This is a genomic window from Rhodococcus globerulus (assembly GCF_019334125.1).
Lineage (GTDB): Bacteria > Actinomycetota > Actinomycetes > Mycobacteriales > Mycobacteriaceae > Rhodococcus_F > Rhodococcus_F globerula.
The window spans coordinates 3,190,270-3,210,272 of sequence record NZ_CP079698.1 but is presented as its reverse complement, the minus strand read 5'-3'; the positions used below and the strand labels follow the sequence as shown (position 1 = coordinate 3,210,272).

Below are 20,003 nucleotides of genomic sequence, written 5' to 3'. Positions count from 1 at the left end.
CGTCGTCTGGCCTCTAGGCCTTGGGTACGCGGACGATCAGTGCGTCGCCCTGCCCGCCGCCGCCGCACAGTGCGGCCGCGCCGATGCCGCCGCCGCGGCGCGCCAACTCGAGTGCGAGGTGCAGCGCGATCCGGGCACCGGACATCCCGAGGGGGTGCCCGACGGCGATGGCGCCGCCGTTGACGTTCACCTTCGCCGGGTCGAGGCCGAGCTCACGCGTGGAGGCGATACCGACGGCCGCGAACGCCTCGTTGATCTCGACGAGATCGAGATCGGCGGGGTTGATGCCTTCCTTCGCGCAGGCCTTCGCGATGGCCCGCGCCGGCTGGGACTGCAGGGTCGAATCGGGTCCGGCGACCACACCGTGGGCGCCGATCTCCGCGATCCACGCCAGGCCGAGTTCTTCGGCCTTGGCCTTGCTCATCACGACCACGGCGGCGGCGCCGTCGGAGATCGGGGAGGCGGAGCCGGCGGTGATGGTGCCGTCCTTGCTGAACGCGGGACGCAGTTTGCCGAGGGATTCGACGGTGGTGTCGGCGCGGATGCCCTCGTCCTGCGTGAAGACGATCGGATCGCCCTTGCGCTGCGGGATCGAGACGGGGACGACCTCGTTGTCGAAGAGGCCGTCTTTCCAGGCGCGGGCGGCGTTCTGGTGTGAGGCCGCGGCAAACGCGTCCTGCTCCGCGCGGGTGATGTGGGTGTCGTCCTGCTGGTTGACCTGTTCGGTGAGCAGGCCCATCGCCTGGTCGGTGAAGATGTCGTGCAGGCCGTCGTACGCCATGTGGTCGCGCATCGTGACGTCGCCGTACTTGAACCCTTCGCGGCTTTTTTCGAGCATGTGCGGTGCGCGGGACATCGATTCCTGCCCGCCGGCGACGACGACGTCGAATTCGCCGGCGCGGATCAGCTGATCGGCGAGGGCGATGGCGTCGACACCGGAGAGGCAGACCTTGTTGATGCTCAGGGCGGGAACGTTCATCGGGATGCCCGCGGCGACGGCGGCCTGGCGGGCCGGCATCTGGCCGGCGCCGGCGGTGAGAACCTGACCCATGATGACGTACTCGACCTGCTCGGGGGCGACACCGGCTTTCTCGAGGGCGCCCTTGATGGCGATGCCACCGAGATCGGACCCGGACAGGTCCTTCAACGAACCCATGAGTCGACCCATCGGGGTACGGGCTCCGGCAACAATCACAGAACTGGTCATGTCAGGTCTACTTTCAATTCGGTGCCGGTGGCACTGACAACGTCATCGACAGTGACGCCGGGGGCCAATTCACGCAAGGTGAGTGTGCCGCCGTCGGTGACGTCGATGACTGCAAGGTTGGTGATGATGCGATCTACGACGCCTTGGCCGGTCAGCGGCAGGGTGCATGCGTCGACAATCTTGGGGTTGCCGTCGCGATCGGTGTGTTCCATGACGACGATGACACGGCGGGCACCATGGACAAGATCCATCGCGCCGCCCATGCCCTTGACCATTTTGCCGGGCACCATCCAGTTGGCGAGGTCGCCGGTCTTCGAGACCTGCATGCCACCGAGAACTGCGGTGTCGATGTGGCCGCCACGAATCATGCCGAAGGAAAGTGCGGAATCGAAGTATGCCGCACCGGGATTGACGGTGACGGTTTCCTTGCCCGCGTTGATGAGATCCGGGTCGACGTTGTCCTCGGTGGGATACGGGCCGGTGCCCAGGATTCCGTTCTCCGAGTGCAGAACTACCCGAACGTCCGAGCCGAGGTACCCGGGGATCAAGGTGGGGAGACCGATTCCGAGGTTCACGTATTCGCCGTCGATCATCTCGGCCGCGGCACGGGCCGCCATGTCGTTGCGGGTCCAACCGGTCACTGTGGCTGATGCGGTCATCGTGTTGCTCCTTCGGACGCGCTGACGGTTCGCTTTTCGATTCGTTTGTTCTGGGGCCCGGTGTGGACAACACGCTGGACGAAAACCCCAGGAAGATGAACTGAAGCCGGGTCGATCTCGCCAGGCTCGACAAGCCGTTCCACCTGGGCGATGGTGATTCGCCCCGCCATAGCAGCGAGTGGGTTGAAGTTCATCGCCGTCTTGTCGAAGACGAGGTTGCCCTCGGTGTCACCCATGACGGCGTGAACCAGGGCGTAATCGGCCGTGATTGCTTCTTCCATCACGTATCGCTTGGTTCCGAAGGTGCGAGTTTCCTTGGGTGGGGACGCAATTGCGATGGAACCGTCGCTGTTGTAGCGCCAGGGCATGCCGCCGTCGGAGATAGGGCTACCGACACCTGCCGGAGTGAAGAACGCCGGGATTCCGGTTCCGCCGGCGCGCAGGCGTTCTGCCAGTGTTCCTTGCGGTGTCAGTTCCACTTCGAGTTCGCCAGCCAGGTACTGACGCGCGAATTCCTTGTTCTCGCCGACGTACGACGCCGTCACGCGCCGAATTCGACCGGCAGACAGCAGGATTCCGAGTCCGTGATCGTCAACGCCGCAGTTGTTGGAGAACACTTCGAGTTCCCGTGCGCTGGTTGCCGCGATCGCTTCGATCAAGGCGTCAGGGATTCCGCACAGTCCGAATCCGCCGACGGCCAGGGTCGAGGCGTCGGTGATGTCGGCGACCGCATCGGTCGCGGACTGGTACACCTTCGTTGCCATCGTCATCTCCCCATCTTGCGTTCATCTGATGAACGCATTGTTTTTCTCTGGATGAATTCAACTATGCGCAGCTCCAGCAATCAATGACGGCTGGAAAGATGATAGAAAATGGTCGCTGGGCGACCAATTCTCGTGAATACGTTCATTCAGTGAACGCTAAGATGGTCACATGACATCGAGAGAGCAAGCGCCGCACATGGTGGCGCGGGTGGCAGCGGTATTGCGTGCGGTCGCCGCGTCGGAACCAGACGGTGCAACGACCACTGAGCTGAGCAAGGCGGCCGATCTCGCTCGTCCGACGGCTCACAGGCTGCTTACGTCTCTGGCGGAGGAGGGTCTGGTGGACCGCGACGCGAAGAGCGGTCGTTGGTCTCTGGGGCCGGAGTTGTACCTCCTCGGTACCGCTGCGGGCAGTCGATATGACATCACCGACTCGGCGCGCGATGTTCTCGAGGATCTGGCCCGATTGACGGGGGAGAGTGCCTTCTTGTCCGCACGGCGCGGCGACGAAACAGTGTGTGTCGTGAGGCAGGAGGGGAGCTTTCCCCTGAGATCCCATGTGCTTTATGAAGGAAAACGATTTCCACTAGGCGTCGCGTCGGCTGGTCTGGTGATCCTGAGTCACTCGCCTGCCGGTGAGGTCGACAGTTATTTCGCGCGCAGAGATCTCACCGCGGAGTGGGGAGACGACCACAGTGAGGAAGCCGTTCGCCGTCGAATCAGCCTGACCCGCGCCGCCGGCTACGCGGTCAATCCGGCTCTCCTCGTCGAGGGGAGTTGGGGGATGGGCGCCGCCGTCTTCGACCGACGGGGACGGCCGGCGTGGGCCCTGAGCTTGACCGGTGTCGAGACTCGATTCCGGCCGGACCGGATCCCCGAACTGGGAAGACTCCTGCTCGAGCAGGCACATGTCCTGACGACTGGGCTCAAAACCCACTCCGTACCGTAGAACTTGCCGCGTCACTACCGGAGGAGGAACTCGAGCGTGACTCGTTCGAATGCTTCTTTCGCTTCGACCATGACCCAGTGCCCGCAGTTCGGGAAGATGTGCAACTCGGCGTTCGGTATGAGTCGCATCGGGATCATCGGCATGTCGGGCGGGCACTGACGGTCGTCGAGGCCCCAGGTCAGCAATGTCGGGCATTGCACGCCGTGCATCATGGACCAGTACGGTGGCCGATTCGACTCGGACGTCATTTTCTGCTGCGCGGCAAAGGATTTGGACCCGTACATCGCTGCGAGGCTCTTGTGGGATTCCGGATCCTTGGCGCTCTCCCAGCGTTCCTCGATGCGTTCTTCGGTAATGATGCCGGGGTCATGCACCATGCATCGAAGCCATCGAATCAACTTCTCCCGAGTGGGACCGTCGGCAAATTCCTGAAGCAGTCGAGTGCCCTCGCTCGGGTTCTGGCTGAAAATGTTGGGGCCAACACCGCCGATCGTGACCAGTTTCTTCACTCGCTCGGGGTGCCGCATCGCCACGTTCGACCCGACGACACCGCCCATCGAGTTGCCGATCATCGCAGCGGATTCGATGTCCAAAGCATTCATGAAGCGAGTGACTGAGGAACCTGCGGTGACGACGGGATGCCCGTCGACGGGATCGCTGATGCCGAAGCCGGGGAATTCCAGTACGTAACAATGGAAGTGCTGCGCGAAGGTGGCAAGATTGCCGCGGTAGTTTCGCCATCCACTGACTCCGATTCCGGATCCGTGTAACAGAATCAGCGGTGGACCGTCGCCCGCCTCGTGATAACGCAATACCCCTTTGTCGGTAGCGATTTCTCTCTTGGTTCCCTCGTAGCTCACATCCATTCGGCAATGCTAGAACAGGTTTCAGTTTTGAGGTGTGTTTCTGTCGGGGTCAACCCTGATTGCGACTCGGGGTAGCACTGATACCTGAGGATGAGCCGCGGCCGGAAAGATGGGTCCTGCGCCCGATGTGCGGCGCGGCAGTTCGGCGGATAGTTGATGTCAACGCGGCAGTCGCCGCGACACGTACCGAAAGGTCAGTCCATGACGTCATCGATGAAGACCCGCAAGCTCACTCGTGCACGATCGGGTGCAATGTTCGGCGGTGTCTGCGCCGGCATTGCACGCTACTTCGGGTGGAAGGCGTCGACTGTTCGTACTGTCGTGCTTGCTGCCCGGACCGCAGTTTCTGATCTACCTCGTGATGTGGATTTTCATTCCGCGCGAGGCGATCTGAGCGCGCTGTTCAGCGTTTGCGCGACTTCATGATCAGCTTTGCCTGATGCAGCTCGTCCGGCGTCAGGGGCGGCAAAGGTAAGGGGTCTCGGTGTTTGCCCTCGGCGCGGAGTCCGTCGAGCATCACCGACAGGAACCGGCGCCACACCGTCGGGTTGACGGGTTGGGCGAACTCGGTGACCGCTCCCACCATGAAGATAAGTCCGAAGAGATCGGTGGACACCGCATCGGGGCGCAGCATTCCGGCGTCTCGGGCTCGCCGAAAGATCTCTTCGACGGCAGGTTCGATGATGGATCGCTGACTCGCGACCTGCTCGCATCCCTCGTCTGTTCCGTTGAGTACGTCCTTGAGTCCACGGTTGACAGACATTCGGCCACAAGCGAATTCGGCAAATGTCACCAAGGCGTCCCAGGGGTCCGGATTGGCGAGTGACGCCTCGGTGGCAGCGGCCATGTCGGCGAAGTTCTGTTGAAAGACGCCGTCGATCAATTCTTCTTTGTTTGCGAACCGTCGGTACACCGTGCCGACGCCGACGCCTGCTCTGCGAGCGACGTCGTCGAGTGTGACGTCGATGCCTTCTTCTGCGTACAACTCACGCGCGGCGTCGATGATCAATCGCCTGTTGCGGGCGGCGTCGGCGCGAAGAGGGCGCTCCATTGCGGTGCTCATGATGTCCAGTTTACTCGCCAAGTGGAGACATGATCTCCATTTGGGTGTACCGTTTTTGCTAACCGGAGAAGCCATCTCCGCATAGCTCGGGCGAGGGAACATGTCAGAAACTGCTGAGTGGACTGAAATCGACAAGTCCCCGGCGCCTTCAGGGGACAACCACGCAAAACGGTGGCTGATTCTCGCGGTTCTGGGAATTGCGCAGCTCATGGTGGTCTTGGACGCCACCATCGTCAACATCGCGCTGCCGGCAGCGCAGCGTTCATTGGAATTCGGTGATTCCGATCGTCAGTGGATCATCACCGCGTACGCCTTGGCCTTCGGCAGCTTGCTGCTGCTCGGTGGCCGGTTGAGCGACCTGTTCGGCCGCAGGCGCACCTTTATCGTCGGGCTGATCGGATTTGCGGTTACCTCGGCAATCGGCGGCGCGGCGGTCAATTTCGAAATGCTGGTCGCCGCGCGTGCAGGTCAGGGCGTCTTCGGTGCGCTACTTGCTCCGGCGGCACTGTCACTACTGTCGGTGACCTTCACGGATCCGGCAGAACGGGCAAAGGCGTTCGGCATCTTCGGCGCAGTGGCCGGCGGCGGCGGCGCTATCGGATTGCTCCTCGGCGGTGCGCTTACCGAGTGGGTGGACTGGCGCTGGTGCCTGTATGTGAACCTGTTCTTCGCGGCAATCGCGCTGGTCGGAGCCGTGCTGCTGTTTGCGCCCCACGTCACTACCGGAGCCAGGCCGAAACTCGACATCCCCGGAACCGTTCTGGTGTCGATCAGCCTCTTCAGCATCGTCTTCGGATTCTCGAAGGCTGAATCGAACGGTTGGGGTGCCGGTACCACCATTGCGTGGCTGACCGCGGGCGTCGTATTCATGGCCGCATTCATCTACTGGCAGACCAAGTCCGACCATCCGCTGCTCCCGCTGCGAGTGGTCACCGATCGAATCCGCGCCGGCTCGTACCTGGCTATCTTCCTTTCCGGCGCAGGCATGTTCGCGGTCTTCTTGTTCTTGACGTACTACATGCAGTTGATCCTCGGATACACGCCGATCGTGACCGGTCTGGCCTTCATGCCCATGGTGTTCGGAATCGTCACGGCAGCAACGCTGTCCACGGCAGTACTTCTGCCGAGATTCGGTCCTCGTATCCTGATCACCAGCGGAATGGTCATCGCCGCAATCGGAATGACAATTCTGGCGCAGATTTCGGTGGACAGCACGTACGCCGTCCACATTCTGCCCGGACTGGTCGTCACCGGCCTCGGTATGGGCAGCATCTTCGCGCCGTCGATGCAGGGCGCAACCTCGGGTGTGCGCTACGAAGACGCCGGAGTTGCGTCGGCAACGGTCAACACGATGCAACAGGTGGGCGGTTCCATCGGGACAGCACTACTGAGCACCATCGCGGCATCCGCGTCTACGAATTACCTCGTCGGTCGTGAGGTCAACCCCATCACGCAGGCGCAGGCCGCCGTCGAAAGTTACACCACGACGTTCTACTGGGCTGCAGCTATTTTTGCGGTCGGCGCTGTGCTGACGGCATTGGTTGTTCGGAGTGGACTACTCCCGACGGCACCTGAGGGTGAACCGGTTCTGGTGCACTGAGATAAAGGTCGGGGCTGTTGTCTGAATGAACTGGTCAGCGGGCGGCCCCGACCTTCTCGACTCAGCAGGGGCCGTCCGGTCCACTTCCGTAACGGTGCATAACGTGGTCGAGTTGTTCGGTCGTGAGGGCCGGCACGGGAAGTTCACGGTGCGTGGTCCGCGATGCCCGCAAGCCGTCGATGATGAAGCCTAGAACGCGGCGGTATGCCTCCGGAGCATCGTCGCCCGTGAAATTCTGCGACAGCTTGATGGTCTGGATGAGAAGTGGAACGTCGCTGATTTCGAAGTCGTCGCGCAAGGTGCCCTCATCCTTCGCACGGTTGACGAGGGCGGCGGTACTGCGAGTGATGCTGGCACGGGCACGGGTGAACGCGTCGGACGTGAAACGGGCGTCCATCAGAATGTCGCCGAATCCGCGACTGTCTGCCATACGACGCGAGATCGCTTCGAGGTAGTGGACAAGCCCGTCCCAGGCGCCGGGAATCTCGAGTGACGTTGTCGCAAGGGATTCGATCTCCGCGCAGCGGGAGTCGAACAAGGCCTGAATCAATTCGTCCTTGCTGGCGAATCGTCGGTAGACGGTGCCGACTCCGACGCCCGCGTGACGTGCGACATCCGCCAGCGTGGCATCGAGGCCCTGGGCTCCGAAGACTTCACGCGCGGAACAGAGGATGCGTTCGAGGTTCGCCTGGGCGTCGGCACGCAGACGTGGCTGTCCGCAAATGTCCGACGATCCCACTAGTGCATCGGGGTGACTTGTCGGCATCCTCACAGTCTACGACACTAAGCGGAACATACGGTTCCGCTAGTGTTATATTGCTAAGCGGAACGAATGGTTCCGATTAACTTCACGAGAGAAGCCATTTATGAGCACGTCTGACATCTGGGTCGGGAGTAAAACGACCTCGATGATGGGTACGCGGAATATCGGCTTCTCGGGCCGCGCACTGCGGGCTCTCTCCGGTGACGGTGCGTTCATCCAGCTCATCCGATTCGCTCTTGTCGGCGGCATCAGTAACATCCTCTACTTCGCCGCGTTCCTTGCTCTGCATGGCGACGGAGTCCTTGTCGCCAACGCCGTGGGCGCGGTGCTCAGCACTATTCTTGCCAACGAACTTCATCGGCGGCTCACGTTCCACGCCGCTGACCGCGTCCACTGGTTCACCGCGCAGTGGGAAGGCGGCGGACTGGCACTTGTCGGACTGCTCGCCAGCTCGGCTGCCATCAGCGCCCTGGGTTTCCTGTTCCCCGGCGCAACTGGCGTTGTACAAGCCGGCCTCGTGATCGGAGTCAGCGCACTCGTCGGAGGCCTGCGCTTTGTCGCCCTCCGCGGATGGGTGTTCTGACCGAACCAGACGCAGCGTGCGGAACACTGTGAGTCATGAGCATGTCGATAGCCGACTCCGGTATCCGTCTCGGGCTGCTCTGTCTGGCGATGGCGGTGTTGGCGGCGCTCGTTTATCGCTTCACTCGCATCGGCAGTGTTCGTGTCGTCCCCGGTGCGCTGGTGCGTGGCGCCATCCAATTGGCAGCGATTTCCTTGATCCTGGCTGCTGCTCTCGCTCACCTCTGGTCGGCGGTACTCGTGCTGATCGGGATGTTTGCGGCCGCGTCATTCACGGCTGCGCGTAGATCGAACTCCGGTCGCTCCGGCGTTTGGCTGAGTGCCGCTGTGCTCGCGGGCATCGCCGTTGTGCTCCCACTCATGCTCATATCAGGGGTGGTTCCCTTGGAGGGGGTTGCGATCGTGCCGATCGGCGGGATCGTGATGGGCGGCGCTATGACCGCGACATCGATGGCCGCTAAACGTGGACTCGACGCCATCGACTCCCGATACGGTGAGGTCGAAGCTGCCCTCAGCCTTGGTTTTTCGCAGCGCGACGCCCGGTGGGAGGTGGCGAGAACTGCCGCCGCCGACGCTTTGCTGCCAGGAGTCGACCAGACGCGAACCGTCGGCCTGGTGACTTTGCCCGGAGCGTTTGTCGGCGTTCTGCTTGCGACGGGATCCGCGGTGCAGGCCGGGGCTGTGCAGATCCTTGTATTGGCAGGGCTGTTGTTGGCGCAAACCTGCGCGGTAGCTGTTGCCGTGGAGTTGGTTGCGCGAGGCCGCGTCTACCGAGGTAGGAGAGTCAGAGCTGCGCGAGTTCGTTGATCTTGTTGCTGCGCAGGACCCGATCGGGCAGATCAGGGGCGTTCGACGCGAGAGTGATCATTGCCGTACCGATGTTCTCACTTGTTGTGACGCTTGCCGGCAGCACAATGCGCAGCAGTGGGTACAACCCCGCTGACAGTTGATAGAACGCCTTGTACCACCACGTCTTCGACGGTGATCCGGGGCGCGGGCGGATAAACCCCGGCCGGAAGATGTAGACGGTCAGAGGCAGTGCCAGCAGTGCGTTCTCGGTTGCGCCACGTACTCGCTTCCACATGGTCGTGCTGGTCTCGGTGGAGTCGGCACTCTCGCCGGAAACGTAGACGAACACCATGCGCGGATTCAGCCGTGCGAGTGTCGTCGCGGCAGCGAGCGTGAAGTCGCGGGTGATCCGGGTGTAGTCGGTTTCGTTCATTCCGGCAGACGAGGCACCGAGGCAGAAGAAGCAGGCATCGGCGCCGATGAGGTCTCCCTCGATGCTCGTGAGATCAAGCAGATCGCGATGAACGATGTCGACTATTTTTGCGTCGCCGATCGTGATCGGATTACGGCCGACGGTCACTACCGTGTCGATTCGCGAATCCGTCAGGCACTCGCGCAGAACGCTGTTGCCCACCATTCCCGTTGCCCCGAAAATTACGACCTTCATCTGTGTTGCCCCCCGTTGTCGAATTCTGCGTTGTCGAATTCTGCGAACACACTACGCAGCGGTGTCGGGGCGGAGTATGCCGGAGCACCAACTGAACGTTTGACCTGCAACGATTGGTCTCTTTCATCCAACTTGCGACCAAAGTCCCTACAAACCGTCCGGACGGTAGGGAGAGGATGGGTGCATGGACGAAGCGGGGGACGAGCTACATGTGCTCGGGTCGGAAACCGCCGGTCGATGTGTGGAGGCGTTGACCATCATCGTTTTCGGCGCGCTGTGTGCTGTTGTCGCAGGTTCCGCGATGTGCCTTCTCATCGGTGTGGTGGTGGGACTCGTTCGACTGGTCTACCTGTTTGCGCGCGAGTTGTTCTTCGAGAACGACATGTGGTCGTTGATGCTCCCGAACGTCGAGTGGAAGCGATCCAGGATGTAATTCTGACGCATGTTCCAGGGCGACTTCGATCCCTGCTTCGGGAATTGTTCGACGGCACGCAACACATATCCCGACTCGAGATCGAGAATGGGGCGTTGATCCATGTCTTCGGTTACCTGCGGAACGCAGGTGGAGTATCCGCGCTTGTCCATCTCGGCGAGCAGGCGGCACACGTACATAGACGTCAGGTCTGCCCGCAGCGTCCACGACGCGTTGGTGTACCCGACGCACATCGCGAGATTCGGAACTTCGCTGATCATCATGCCTTTGTAGACGTATCGATCGCCAAGGGATACCGGCTCACCGTCGACGTCGAGGGACATTCCGCCACAGGCTTCCATCTTCAATCCTGTTGCTGTGACCACGATGTCCGCGTCGAGTTCAGTGCCGGACATCAAGCGGATCCCGGACTCGGTGAACGTCTCGATGCGATCGGTTTCGATGGAGGCCTTGCCGGATTTCAGCGCCTTGAACAGATCGCCGTCGGGTACGACGCATAGTCGCTGATCCCACGGGTCGTAGGCGGGCGTGAAGTGCGGATCGATCGGAACATCATGGGGGAGTTGCCGCTTGGCGGCTATGCTCAGTAGCTTCTTCGCGCGTGCCGGGCTGCGGCGGCACAGTTGGTAGAAGCCGAGATTGACCAGGACGCTCTTCCATCGGGCCACGCTGTGTGCCACCTTGCTCGGCAGGTACTTGCGGAAGGAATCCGCGATCTTGTCTTTCGACGCCAACGTGAGAATGTACGACGGCGACCGCTGCAGCATCGTGACGTGCTCGGCGCTCTTGGACATCGTGGGAACCAAAGTGACTGCGGTAGCGCCACTTCCGATCACAACCACCTTCTTGCCGGTGTAATCGAGATCGTCCGGCCAGAACTGTGGATGCACGACGGTTCCGCCAAACGTTTCCAAGCCTGGGAAATCGGGTGTGTATCCGGCGTCGTAGCTGTAGTACCCGCTGCAGAGATAGAGAAAATTGCAGGTGAGTGTGTGTTCCCGATCCTCGGACACGACAGTGAGCGTCCAGACCGACGTTTCCGACGACCAGGACGCCGCAGTCACTTTCTGGTTGTACCGAATCTTCTGATCGATACCGTTCTCACTGGCGGTGTCCCGGACGTATTGCAGGATCGACGGGCCGTCGGCGATTGCCTTGGCATCGGTCCACGGGCGGAACGGATACCCCAGCGTGAACATGTCGGAGTCGGAGCGAATGCCGGGATACTTGAACAGATCCCAGGTTCCGCCACTGTTCGAGCGGGCCTCGAGAATGGCGTACGACTTTCCGGGAAGCTCGGTTTGAAGGCGATACGCAGCACCGATACCCGACAGGCCTGCACCGACGATCAGTACATCGAGGTGTTCGGTGCTCATCTGTGTACTCCGTATCGAGTGCGCCGTCCCGGTGAAAAGGTGGTCGAAACCCAGCCTACTGACCGATGCGCCGGCGATCGAAATCGGAACCTCGCGCCGCGAAGCTCCACAATTCACGGCTGTTATGGCAGATGATGGGATGTCCGAGTACACGTCATGGGCATTGTTATGGAGAAAAGAAAACATGGGCTGTTCGAGTAGGGTCGGCGCGGCACTGGTGGTTGTGTGTACAGCGCTGTCACTGAATGCGACAGTTGCGCGCGCGGAAGAACCGATCGCGGGATCGGTTGTCTCTCATATGCCACTCGCCGCGGCGACGCTACCGATTGGAGCCGCCGTTTCCGAACAGATTGTCTACCGAACTCTTCGGACGGCCGATCGGCAAGGAATCTCGTCGGGTTCGATATTCCTGCCGGAGGGGGCACCGCCGACGGGTGGGTGGCCGGTGATCTCGTACGCCCACGGAACGGTGGGCAGCGCTGATCGCTGCGCGCCTTCGGTGGCCGGGTTCTACGAGACCGAACGACGCCCCATCGAGCGATGGTTGGCGGAGGGCTACGCAGTTGTGGCGACGGACTACTCGGGACTCGGGACCGAGGGCGCTCTGGCCTACCTCGACGGCCCAGCCGCGGGTGCCAACGCAATCGACATCGTTCGCGCCGCGCACGAGGTGTACGGCGACGTGCTGGACGAACGCTGGATGGTGGCGGGTCTGTCGGAAGGTGGGCATGCTGCCTACTTCGCCGGCCATGAAGCAAGTTCCCGCGCACCGGAATTGGATTTCCGGGGCACAGTGGTTGTTGCCGGACCTACTCACCTGGAGGGGTTGTTCCCGCTCGGTGGCCCGTTGTTCCCGGAGTTGGGTATTCCCGGACTCGTGGTTTATGTCCTCTACCTTCTCGGTGGGATCGATGATCAGCGTCCGGAAGAGAATGTCCGACAGTATCTTTCGCCCCTCGGAATTTCGTGGATGGAGAAGGCTGCGACGCAGTGTGCGGTCGATATCGGTAAGACTGTTGCAAGCGAGAGGGTTCCCTTGGGCGCTCTCTTTTCTCAATCGCTGTGGACGCCACACATTTACGAATTGATGCGAGAGATGCTTCAGGTTCCGGTCGACGGTTACGACCGGCCGTTGCGCATCGTTCAGTCCACCGCCGACACAACACTTCCCATTCCGTTCACCTGGGCGCAACTCGTCGATCTACGTTCCAGAGGTACGCAATTCGAGTATCAAGAAATCCAGGGAGTCCCCCACAGTCAGTCCGTGATTGCATCGATGGATCAGACTGTCGAGTTCACGCAGCGAGTAATGCGCTAGCGCATGCGGCGATGAAAATCGCTGTCGCCGGTCTGCGCGAACCACACTATTGCCGCGATCGCGTACAGGATGACGAAGATCAACAGCAGCCCGCCCGCTATCACGAGTGATATCTGTCCAAGCCTCTTGACCCGGTCCGATGCGTAGCGTGAACCGTCCGCGTCGCCGTCCGCCCACAACGGATACACGTTGAACGCGTGGTTGAAAGCCGAGAAGGCCAGCGGCCAGAAGAAGAGCAAGGACACCACCGCCCACCCGGCATTGACCGGTGGGCGGTCGGGGTTCCGCGGGAAGGCTGCAGACGTGGGTTGCGCAGCGGTGGGTTGCGCAGCGGTGGGTTGCGACCGAGGGGGTTGTTCCGAACTTGTCATGATGGGCTCCTGACATGAGGGTTCTCCTCGACGCTACTGCGATTCAGCTCGAGAATCATCGGAGTAACCCAACTAGGCGGAAACCGGTGTGTGATCCGCGAGCAACCTGGCTACCGGAAGAACGTCCTTGACGGCCATGTCGATACGTTCGAATACCTCAGGGTTGAGGATGGTCGTCCCGTCGAAATCACCGGCGCTGAGATAGATGCCGACAGGAGCAGTCCATGCTTGGAAGAACGCAAAGAGTGGCCGCAGTGCCTGGTCGAGAACCAGTGCATGCCGATCACTTCCGCCGGTTGCCGCGAGAATGACAGGCGTGTTCGCGAGAGCATATTGATCGACGAGATCGAAGAAATGCTTGAACATTCCGGTGTACGAACCGCGGAACACAGGCGACGCCGCAATCACGATGTCTGCGTTTTCGACCGCGTTCAGCGCGTCGGCGGTGGCTGCGTCGACGTGGTCACGATCGAGTGCGCCGGCCAAGCCGGGAACCAGATCCACGATCTCGATCACCCGAGCGTCGACTTGCTCGACGTCTCCCATCGTCTCGATGACGAGGTCGACCAGTGCCCGGGTTTTCGACGGCCTGGACATGCTGCCGACAACGGCAACAACTTTCAGGGGTGTTGTCATGAGTTGTCCTGCTTCTCGGTTGGTGTCAGGGATTCGATTTCCTTGCGGACGACGGGAGCGACTTCGGTGCCCAGGATCTCGATGGCTCGGAGCATGTCCTTCTGGGGAACGTTGCCGAAACCCATCTGGATCATGATCCGGTCGTGGTGAAACAGTTCGTACTGCGCCATTGTCTTGTCGATGATCTCTTGCGGACCACCGAGGAAGAAGGCTCCGGCTGTTGTCGCCTGCGCTTCGTATGCCCTGCGCGGCATGGGAACTCCGTTGCCACGCTGGTGGTGGTTCTGCATCCAACCGGCTTGGAAGTACGGGTACGACGTATCGAGAGCGGCCTGCTTCGACGTGTCGACGAAGCCTGGCGACGCAATCGAAACCTTCAGGTTCTTCGGGTCGTGGCCGAACTCCACGGCGGCCCGGCGGTACAGGTCGACAAAGGGCTCGAACTGCTGGTAACTACCGCCGATGATGGCCAGCGACAACGGAAGTCCCAGCTTGGCTGCCCGAACTACCGACGCCGGGGTGCCGCCGACAGCGATCCACACCGGGATCTGACGGTCAGGCCGAGGTGTTACGTCACCGTCGACGAGGCTGGGACGCAGGTGTCCCTCCCACGTGATCGGATTCTCGTCCCGCAGTTTCAGGAGCAGATCGAGCTTTTCGGCAAAAAGCTCGTTGTACTGGGACAGGTCGTATCCGAACAGTGGGAACGATTCGGTGTAGGACCCGCGTCCGGCGATGATCTCCGCTCGTCCCTCGGACAGGAGGTCGAGCGTCGAGAACTGCTGGAAGACGCGGACCGGATCGTCGGAGCTGAGTACGGTGACAGCGCTGGAGAGTTTGATGGAGTCGGTGGCCTGCGCCATCGCGGCGAGCACCACAGCGGGCGACGAGACCGCGAAGTCCGTCCGATGATGCTCGCCGACTCCGAAGACGTCCAACCCGACCTGGTCGGCAACGGTTGCCTGCTCCACCAAATGTCGAAGGTGGACACCGGGGTTCATCGTCTTGCCGGTTTCGGGGTCGGGCGTGAGTTCGCCGAAATGGTAGATGCCGAGTTCGAATGCCATGGTGATTCTCTCTATCGTGTCGCGGGGGTGATGGGGAGGCGCGTGCCGCCGACATCACAGGTGTCAGTTGTTGTGGTGTGGTGAGCCGCGAGGCGGCTGAAGAAGCGATCGAGGACCGGAAGTTCTTCCGCTTCGACCAGGTCGGCGAAGTACTCCGCTATTCCGCGCGAATGAATGGCAGATGCGGCTCGCAGAGTTTCCTTGCCTGCGGGTGTCATCGAGACCGTGACGACCCGTCGGTCGGCGTCGGGGCGCACCCGCTCTACCAGTCCGGCGTTGACTAGTCGATCCGCGACTCGGGTGACGCCACTGGTGGTAACCAGGACTTGCTGGGCGAGGTCGCCCATACGCAGTGAATTGCCGGGGGCTTCGTGCAGTCGCAGCAGTACGTCGTACTGACCGAGCGTCAGCCCGGTGCTTGCGCGCAGGTCAGCCTCCATTTTTCCGAGGATGACGCTGTGCGCGACGACAAGATTGCGCCACACCCGGCCGCGCGTCTGTTTGTCCTGGTCCATCGCCCTCGCTCCTCGATTTATTTGCTTACGCAAGTATTGCTTACTCAACTATTACGCTGGGAGGGCGGAATCTATTCCCGAACGCTCTGAGAGGTCCGGATCTCGATAGTGTTCCCGCATGGAGTTGGTACGCGGAGCGAACACAACGGTCGACGGACACACGCTGAGAGTGGCGGTGACGGGTGCCGCACCTGGCAGCGTCGACCTGATGGTTTTCCAGCTCGACGGCAACAACAAGGTCCGCAGCGACGCGGATTTCATCTTTTTCAATCAGCCGAATTCGCCGGAAGGTGCGGTACGGCTGAGCGACGGAGGAGTTGTCGAGATCGACAGCGCCGGCGTGCCGGCCGACATCATGATGCTCAGCGTTGCGGTCGCGCTCGACGGCAATGTGTCCGGTGCTCTTGCCGACGTGCCGCAGTTGGGGGCCATGGTTGATCAGGCAGGGGGCGATCAGGCAGGCGGTGAACGGATCGCTGCCCCTGCGCTGGGCTTGACCACCGAACGGGCGGCTGTGCTGGTCGAGATCTACCGCCGCGGTGAGGCATGGAAGATCCGCAACGTCTCAGCCGGGTGGGACGGGGGATTGGCGGACCTGGTAACGACTTTCGGGGTCTCGGTCGACGATGAGCCTGCAGAAGCGTCGACGGACGGTATTCGCAGCGTTCCCGACGAAGCCAAGCTGTCGATGGTCAAGCGCGAGAAGCTCGACCTTCGTAAACGCGAAGTCGCGAAGGTGCTGTTGACCAAGGGCGGCAACGGAATCCGCGCCCGCGTGATCCTGGTGATCGACAAAACCGGCAGCATGAGCAAGCAGTACAGGTCGAAGGTGGTTCACCGGGTCGTCGAGCGAATGGTTCCCGTCGCGATTCAGCTCGACGACGACGGCAAGCTCGAGCCGTACCTGTATGCGGTTGGCTTCCACAAACTTCCGGAGATATCGGTGCACGACGCCGAATCCTGGTCGGAGGAATACCTCCACCTGCGCGGATCGCACGGCGGATTCGACTACGACGCGATCGGTGCGTCCAACCGCGAAATTCCGATCATGACGGAAATCGTCTCCGGCTTGCGCTCCGGTACGGCGCCAACGCTTGTCCTCTTCTTCACCGACGGAGGATTCACCGAGCGTCGGGAAATTACGGCTCTGATGCGCGACGCGTCGGCGCTACCGGCGTTCTGGCAGTTCGTCGGGATCGGCAAGGCCAAGTACGGAGTGCTCGAGAAGCTCGACGACATGGACGGGCGAGTGGTCGACAACGCCGGGTTCTTTGCACTCGACGACATCGATTCCGTTTCCGACTCCGAGCTCTATTCACGGTTGTTGAGCGAATTCCCGGACTGGCACAAGAGTGCCGTCGCAGCCGGAATCACGAGATAGCGTCTCGCGGTTCGAGTGCTTCGGCGATGAAACGTAGAGCGTCGTCGAAGCTGCCGGTGTTATCCGTGTTGTCGGCTGCTGGCGGCCGCGAGTACTGAACCGATGAGATATACACGGCAGCAGCTGTCTGAGCGAGAAAATGGGCCGAGAAGTCCGTGCGCACTTCGCCGTCGACGATTCCGCGATCGAGTAGTCGACGGATTTGATCGTGGAACTGTTCGGTGCGTTCGGGACTGATCTGTTCGCGCGCCGGGTCTCGCTCGAGTTCGCCGGCGCGGAGGTACTCCCTGAATCTGTGCGTTGCGTCGGTGACGTCTTCGAGGACGAGGCGAATCCGTTCATTTGTCGTCATTTCACGCTCGAGCAGTCCGTCGATCAGAACGCCCAGCTTCTGCATGTGGCCGTCGTGTAGTGCCGAGACCACCGCATCCTTGCTGGGGAAGTAATTGAAGAACGTCGCGCGCGAGACATCGGCTGCCTCGGCGAGGTCGTCGATCGTCGTACCTGTTACACCCCTTTCGGCAAACAATGTGCGGGCTGCGCTCAGGAGTCGCTGGCGTGTCTCGTACTTGTTGCGCTCGCGGCGTGAGAGCGGCATCTGTTCGTCGGTCATCAATTCTCCCGAAAACCTTCCACAAAACTAAACTCAAGTCTATATTTGGCCTGCAGTACAGAAAGTTTAGCCCAATCACGGAACTTTTGACGCTGCCGGCGATTTTCTCGGAGTCGAAGATGCGGCGCGAACGTGAATCAAGTGAAGGAAGGCTCCCTGAAGTGACAACGAGCATGCCGGACGACGTGGAAGCGTCGATCACCACAACGGAGACCGACCTCGAGGTTGTCTCTGCGCAACTCGAAAAGTGGCTTGTCGGAACGCTCGGCGCCGCCACCGATGTGCGTGTGTACAACGTGAGCAGGCCGGCTCATTCGGGAATGTCCAGTGTCTCAGTGCTGTTCGATCTGGACTGGACCGAGGAAGGAGCCCCGCAGTCGGCACAGTTGGTGGCGCGACTGGCACCTGAGGTCTCGGCATTTCCTGTTTTCCCCACGTACGACCTCCAATATCAGTTCGACGTCCTGACCGCGGTACGCGAGCGAAGTGACGTGCCCGTCCCGCACGTTCGCTGGGTCGAGACCTCGCCAGAAGCCCTCGGGACCCCGTTCCTGGTCATGGACCGAGTGACCGGTGCAGTCCCGGTGGACAACCCGCCCTACGTATTTGGTGGATGGCTTCTGGAATCGAGCAGTGAAGACCAGGCGCGTGTTCAGTCGAGCAGTATCGATATTCTGGCGCGGATTCACGGAATCGGCGCAGAACTGCCCTTTCTGAGTGGCATGTCAGGCCTGCGCCGACACTTCGAGGGCGAGCGTGCATACTACGACTGGACCCGCCGCGACGACGGACTACGAATCCCGCTGTTGGAAGCTGCTTTCGAATGGCTCGAAGCCCACTGGCCGAAAGAGCCGAGTGCAGATGTGTTGTGCTGGGGTGACTCTCGGGTTGGCAATATCATGTTCCAAGGGACCACTCCGGTCGCGGTCCTCGACTGGGAATCGGCAGCCGCGGCGCCGCGCGAAGTTGATCTCGGTTGGTTCATATTCTTCCACCGTCAGTTCCAGGACCTGGCGGAACAGTTCTCCATGCCCGGACTGCCGAAGATGTTCCGACGCGAAGACGTAGTCGCACAATACGAGCAGGCGACGGGTGTGACGGTTCGTGACCTCGACTTCTATCTGGTGTACGCGGCGTTGCGGCACGGAATCGTCATGTCGCAGATCGCTCGACGTCGAATCCACTTCGGGGAGATAGAGGCTCCGGAGAATCCCGACGAATACGTACTGCATCACCGCATGCTTGCCGACCTCATCGATGGAACCTACGAATGGGACAAGAAATGAAGCCGATCGATCTGGACGAATACCCAGTGCACCAGGCGCCGCTGTCGATGGCGCGCGTTGCCAGCACGGACCGCAATTTCTACGACCGGTGCTACTTCAACGCCCACGACCGCACCGGGGACGTCTTCCTCGTGACCGGACTCGGGGTGTACCCCAACCTCGGCGTCGTCGACGCATTTGCCACCGTCCGCACCGGTGATACGCAAGTAGCAGTGCGATTTTCGGATGCACACGACGGTGCGTCGACGAAGACCGAAGTAGGTGGGTACCGGGTCGAGGTGATCAAGCCGCTGCAGACCTTGCGGGTTGTCTGCGAACACGAGGACCTTGCTTTCGACATGACATGGGAGGGCGCCTTCGATTCGGTTCTCGAGGAACACCACACTTTGATGTCGGGTCCGCGAGCGATCCTCGACGCCACCCGCTTTGCGCAGGTCGGAAGCTGGTCCGGCACGATGAGCGTGCGCGGCACCGACATTGCCGTCGATCCGGCAGTGTGGACGGGAAGTCGTGACCGCTCGTGGGGGATCAGACCCGTCGGCGAGCCGGATCCAGCGGGCCGCATGGGCGACGAACCTCCCGGCGGTCACTGGTGGACGTATGTGCCGCTTCGATTCGACGATTTTGCGTTGATGATCATCGTGCAGGAAAGCCCCGACGGCTACCGCACTCTGAGCCACGCGACGCGGACCTTCCCGGACGGACGAGTCGAGCAATTGGGTTGGCCGCGTACCGAAATCGCGTACCGACCCGGAACCAGGCATCCCGAGAGCGCACGTATTCACTTGGCTACGCCGGCCGGCGAGGCTCTGGTTGTCGATATCGACACCATCGGATTTGTTGCTCTCAACGTCGGTGCCGGCTACGGCGGCGACAGCGACTGGACGCATGGAGAATGGCGCGGTCGTAACTGGAGCTCGTCGTCGGTGTACGACCTCACCGACCCGGCGATCGTTGCCAAGCTTCCCTACGGAACAATCGACCATATCGCGCGGGCAACCTGCAACGGGTCCGAGGGGTGGGGCATGTTCGAACACGCCGTCATGGGGCGCCACGACCCGTCCGGCTTTGTGGGTTGGCTCGACATGGCGAAGTGAA

At 61.3% G+C, this 20,003-nt stretch carries 22 protein-coding genes and 1 pseudogene; 10 read left to right on the top strand and 13 right to left on the bottom strand.

The window, feature by feature from the left end; genetic code table 11:
* Positions 1 to 13 precede the first annotated feature (13 nt).
* From KYT97_RS14455 to KYT97_RS14445, 3 genes are read right to left on the bottom strand one after another with little or no spacing between them, the layout of a single operon-like run.
* A complete protein-coding gene (locus KYT97_RS14455) occupies positions 14 to 1,207 on the bottom strand; it encodes an acetyl-CoA C-acetyltransferase (protein ID WP_219112665.1) in 1,194 nt (397 codons plus the stop codon).
* Positions 1,204 to 1,866, bottom strand: a complete 663-nt coding sequence (locus KYT97_RS14450) for a CoA transferase subunit B (protein ID WP_095887077.1) — start codon at positions 1,864 to 1,866, stop codon at positions 1,204 to 1,206. The genes KYT97_RS14455 and KYT97_RS14450 overlap by 4 nt, the downstream gene beginning before the upstream one ends.
* Positions 1,863 to 2,630 (bottom strand): CoA transferase subunit A, encoded by a 768-nt coding sequence (locus KYT97_RS14445; RefSeq protein WP_174557385.1) that lies wholly within the window; start codon positions 2,628 to 2,630, stop codon positions 1,863 to 1,865. Before KYT97_RS14445 ends, KYT97_RS14450 begins: the two co-directional genes overlap by 4 nt.
* A 169-nt stretch (positions 2,631 to 2,799) precedes the next feature.
* Here KYT97_RS14445 and KYT97_RS14440 point away from each other — a divergent pair, with 169 nt between their 5' ends.
* Positions 2,800 to 3,579, top strand: a complete 780-nt coding sequence (locus tag KYT97_RS14440; RefSeq protein ID WP_219112663.1) for an IclR family transcriptional regulator — start codon at positions 2,800 to 2,802, stop codon at positions 3,577 to 3,579.
* Positions 3,580 to 3,593: 14 nt separating this feature from the next.
* On the opposite strand, the gene KYT97_RS14435 is transcribed toward KYT97_RS14440, so the two are convergent.
* On the bottom strand, positions 3,594 to 4,445 hold the full coding sequence (locus tag KYT97_RS14435; RefSeq protein WP_095887076.1) for an alpha/beta fold hydrolase: 852 nt from the start codon (positions 4,443 to 4,445) through the stop codon (positions 3,594 to 3,596).
* Positions 4,446 to 4,601: 156 nt separating this feature from the next.
* Between KYT97_RS14435 and KYT97_RS14430 the strand changes: the two are divergent.
* Positions 4,602 to 4,839, top strand: a pseudogene (locus tag KYT97_RS14430) (PspC domain-containing protein).
* 9 nt (positions 4,840 to 4,848) lie between these two features.
* On the opposite strand, the gene KYT97_RS14425 reads toward KYT97_RS14430, so the two are convergent.
* Entirely contained in the window at positions 4,849 to 5,508 is a 660-nt protein-coding gene (locus tag KYT97_RS14425) for a TetR/AcrR family transcriptional regulator (RefSeq protein WP_239654629.1), read from the bottom strand.
* Between the two features lie 100 nt (positions 5,509 to 5,608).
* On the opposite strand from KYT97_RS14425, the gene KYT97_RS14420 reads away from it, so the two are divergent.
* Positions 5,609 to 7,108 (top strand): MFS transporter, encoded by a 1,500-nt coding sequence (locus KYT97_RS14420; protein ID WP_033237018.1) that lies wholly within the window; start codon positions 5,609 to 5,611, stop codon positions 7,106 to 7,108.
* 61 nt (positions 7,109 to 7,169) lie between these two features.
* Here the strand turns inward: KYT97_RS14420 and KYT97_RS14415 are convergent, their stop codons facing one another.
* Positions 7,170 to 7,874 carry a TetR/AcrR family transcriptional regulator gene (locus KYT97_RS14415; protein ID WP_045064834.1) on the bottom strand — a complete coding sequence of 235 codons (705 nt, stop codon included), beginning with the start codon at positions 7,872 to 7,874 and terminating at the stop codon, positions 7,170 to 7,172.
* Positions 7,875 to 8,016: 142 nt separating this feature from the next.
* Between KYT97_RS14415 and KYT97_RS14410 the strand changes: the two genes are divergently transcribed.
* Together KYT97_RS14410 and KYT97_RS14405 are read left to right on the top strand one after the other, a co-directional pair.
* A complete protein-coding gene (locus KYT97_RS14410; protein ID WP_045066699.1) occupies positions 8,017 to 8,454 on the top strand; it encodes a GtrA family protein in 438 nt (145 codons plus the stop codon).
* 35 nt (positions 8,455 to 8,489) lie between these two features.
* Positions 8,490 to 9,260 carry an ABC transporter permease gene (locus KYT97_RS14405; RefSeq protein ID WP_033237016.1) on the top strand — a complete coding sequence of 257 codons (771 nt, stop codon included), beginning with the start codon at positions 8,490 to 8,492 and terminating at the stop codon, positions 9,258 to 9,260.
* On the opposite strand, the gene KYT97_RS14400 is transcribed toward KYT97_RS14405, so the two are convergent.
* Positions 9,238 to 9,909, bottom strand: coding sequence for an NAD(P)H-binding protein (locus KYT97_RS14400; RefSeq protein ID WP_245006131.1), 672 nt, complete (start codon positions 9,907 to 9,909; stop codon positions 9,238 to 9,240). The two genes, KYT97_RS14405 and KYT97_RS14400, sit on opposite strands and share 23 nt — an antisense overlap.
* 184 nt (positions 9,910 to 10,093) lie before the next feature.
* On the opposite strand from KYT97_RS14400, the gene KYT97_RS14395 reads away from it, so the two are divergent.
* The gene (locus tag KYT97_RS14395; RefSeq protein WP_133637934.1) at positions 10,094 to 10,342 is read left to right on the top strand and encodes a hypothetical protein; all 249 of its coding nucleotides are present in this window, start codon (positions 10,094 to 10,096) and stop codon (positions 10,340 to 10,342) included.
* Here KYT97_RS14395 and KYT97_RS14390 read toward each other — a convergent pair.
* Positions 10,255 to 11,718, bottom strand: coding sequence for a flavin-containing monooxygenase (locus KYT97_RS14390; RefSeq protein ID WP_045064827.1), 1,464 nt, complete (start codon positions 11,716 to 11,718; stop codon positions 10,255 to 10,257). The two genes, KYT97_RS14395 and KYT97_RS14390, sit on opposite strands and share 88 nt — an antisense overlap.
* Positions 11,719 to 11,902: 184 nt before the next feature.
* On the opposite strand from KYT97_RS14390, the gene KYT97_RS14385 reads away from it, so the two are divergent.
* Complete coding sequence (locus KYT97_RS14385; RefSeq protein WP_141485113.1) at positions 11,903 to 13,036, top strand: alpha/beta hydrolase; 1,134 nt, start codon at positions 11,903 to 11,905, stop codon at positions 13,034 to 13,036.
* On the opposite strand, the gene KYT97_RS14380 is transcribed toward KYT97_RS14385, so the two are convergent.
* From KYT97_RS14380 to KYT97_RS14365, 4 genes are all read right to left on the bottom strand, one after another.
* Entirely contained in the window at positions 13,033 to 13,407 is a 375-nt protein-coding gene (locus KYT97_RS14380; RefSeq protein ID WP_095887071.1) for a CD225/dispanin family protein, read from the bottom strand. The genes KYT97_RS14385 and KYT97_RS14380 overlap by 4 nt on opposite strands.
* Before the next feature lie 72 nt (positions 13,408 to 13,479).
* A complete protein-coding gene (gene msuE / locus KYT97_RS14375) occupies positions 13,480 to 14,043 on the bottom strand; it encodes an FMN reductase (RefSeq protein WP_172937617.1) in 564 nt (187 codons plus the stop codon).
* On the bottom strand, positions 14,040 to 15,110 hold the full coding sequence (locus KYT97_RS14370) for an LLM class flavin-dependent oxidoreductase (RefSeq protein ID WP_172937616.1): 1,071 nt from the start codon (positions 15,108 to 15,110) through the stop codon (positions 14,040 to 14,042). The genes msuE and KYT97_RS14370 overlap by 4 nt, the downstream gene beginning before the upstream one ends.
* Positions 15,111 to 15,121: 11 nt before the next feature.
* Positions 15,122 to 15,625, bottom strand: a complete 504-nt coding sequence (locus tag KYT97_RS14365) for a MarR family winged helix-turn-helix transcriptional regulator (protein ID WP_219112661.1) — start codon at positions 15,623 to 15,625, stop codon at positions 15,122 to 15,124.
* A 118-nt stretch (positions 15,626 to 15,743) separates the two neighbouring features.
* On the opposite strand from KYT97_RS14365, the gene KYT97_RS14360 reads away from it, so the two are divergent.
* Positions 15,744 to 17,006, top strand: a complete 1,263-nt coding sequence (locus KYT97_RS14360) for a vWA domain-containing protein (protein WP_219112659.1) — start codon at positions 15,744 to 15,746, stop codon at positions 17,004 to 17,006.
* On the opposite strand, the gene KYT97_RS14355 is transcribed toward KYT97_RS14360, so the two are convergent.
* On the bottom strand, positions 16,996 to 17,619 hold the full coding sequence (locus KYT97_RS14355; protein ID WP_045064816.1) for a TetR/AcrR family transcriptional regulator: 624 nt from the start codon (positions 17,617 to 17,619) through the stop codon (positions 16,996 to 16,998). The two genes, KYT97_RS14360 and KYT97_RS14355, sit on opposite strands and share 11 nt — an antisense overlap.
* A gap of 161 nt (positions 17,620 to 17,780) precedes the next feature.
* Between KYT97_RS14355 and KYT97_RS14350 the strand changes: the two genes are divergently transcribed.
* Both KYT97_RS14350 and KYT97_RS14345 read left to right on the top strand, forming a co-directional pair.
* Positions 17,781 to 18,905, top strand: coding sequence for a phosphotransferase family protein (locus tag KYT97_RS14350; protein ID WP_245006130.1), 1,125 nt, complete (start codon positions 17,781 to 17,783; stop codon positions 18,903 to 18,905).
* The gene (locus KYT97_RS14345) at positions 18,890 to 20,002 is read left to right on the top strand and encodes an Rv3169 family protein (RefSeq protein ID WP_245006129.1); all 1,113 of its coding nucleotides are present in this window, start codon (positions 18,890 to 18,892) and stop codon (positions 20,000 to 20,002) included. Before KYT97_RS14350 ends, KYT97_RS14345 begins: the two co-directional genes overlap by 16 nt.
* Position 20,003: the final 1 nt, after the last annotated feature.

Coding starts and splice junctions, on each gene's coding strand:
- KYT97_RS14390 (WP_045064827.1), bottom strand. CDS start 11,718: ATGAGCACCGAACACCTCGATGTACTGATCGTCGGTGCAGGCCTGTCG.
- KYT97_RS14355 (WP_045064816.1), bottom strand. CDS start 17,619: ATGACCGACGAACAGATGCCGCTCTCACGCCGCGAGCGCAACAAGTAC.
- KYT97_RS14410 (WP_045066699.1), top strand. CDS start 8,017: ATGATGGGTACGCGGAATATCGGCTTCTCGGGCCGCGCACTGCGGGCT.
- KYT97_RS14345 (WP_245006129.1), top strand. CDS start 18,890: ATGGGACAAGAAATGAAGCCGATCGATCTGGACGAATACCCAGTGCAC.
- KYT97_RS14405 (WP_033237016.1), top strand. CDS start 8,490: ATGAGCATGTCGATAGCCGACTCCGGTATCCGTCTCGGGCTGCTCTGT.
- KYT97_RS14395 (WP_133637934.1), top strand. CDS start 10,094: ATGGACGAAGCGGGGGACGAGCTACATGTGCTCGGGTCGGAAACCGCC.
- KYT97_RS14400 (WP_245006131.1), bottom strand. CDS start 9,909: ATGAAGGTCGTAATTTTCGGGGCAACGGGAATGGTGGGCAACAGCGTT.
- KYT97_RS14380 (WP_095887071.1), bottom strand. CDS start 13,407: ATGACAAGTTCGGAACAACCCCCTCGGTCGCAACCCACCGCTGCGCAA.
- KYT97_RS14455 (WP_219112665.1), bottom strand. CDS start 1,207: ATGACCAGTTCTGTGATTGTTGCCGGAGCCCGTACCCCGATGGGTCGA.
- KYT97_RS14445 (WP_174557385.1), bottom strand. CDS start 2,630: ATGGCAACGAAGGTGTACCAGTCCGCGACCGATGCGGTCGCCGACATC.
- KYT97_RS14365 (WP_219112661.1), bottom strand. CDS start 15,625: ATGGACCAGGACAAACAGACGCGCGGCCGGGTGTGGCGCAATCTTGTC.
- msuE (WP_172937617.1), bottom strand. CDS start 14,043: ATGACAACACCCCTGAAAGTTGTTGCCGTTGTCGGCAGCATGTCCAGG.
- KYT97_RS14425 (WP_239654629.1), bottom strand. CDS start 5,508: ATGAGCACCGCAATGGAGCGCCCTCTTCGCGCCGACGCCGCCCGCAAC.
- KYT97_RS14435 (WP_095887076.1), bottom strand. CDS start 4,445: ATGGATGTGAGCTACGAGGGAACCAAGAGAGAAATCGCTACCGACAAA.
- KYT97_RS14420 (WP_033237018.1), top strand. CDS start 5,609: ATGTCAGAAACTGCTGAGTGGACTGAAATCGACAAGTCCCCGGCGCCT.
- KYT97_RS14450 (WP_095887077.1), bottom strand. CDS start 1,866: ATGACCGCATCAGCCACAGTGACCGGTTGGACCCGCAACGACATGGCG.
- KYT97_RS14440 (WP_219112663.1), top strand. CDS start 2,800: ATGACATCGAGAGAGCAAGCGCCGCACATGGTGGCGCGGGTGGCAGCG.
- KYT97_RS14385 (WP_141485113.1), top strand. CDS start 11,903: ATGGGCTGTTCGAGTAGGGTCGGCGCGGCACTGGTGGTTGTGTGTACA.
- KYT97_RS14415 (WP_045064834.1), bottom strand. CDS start 7,874: ATGCCGACAAGTCACCCCGATGCACTAGTGGGATCGTCGGACATTTGC.
- KYT97_RS14370 (WP_172937616.1), bottom strand. CDS start 15,110: ATGGCATTCGAACTCGGCATCTACCATTTCGGCGAACTCACGCCCGAC.
- KYT97_RS14360 (WP_219112659.1), top strand. CDS start 15,744: ATGGAGTTGGTACGCGGAGCGAACACAACGGTCGACGGACACACGCTG.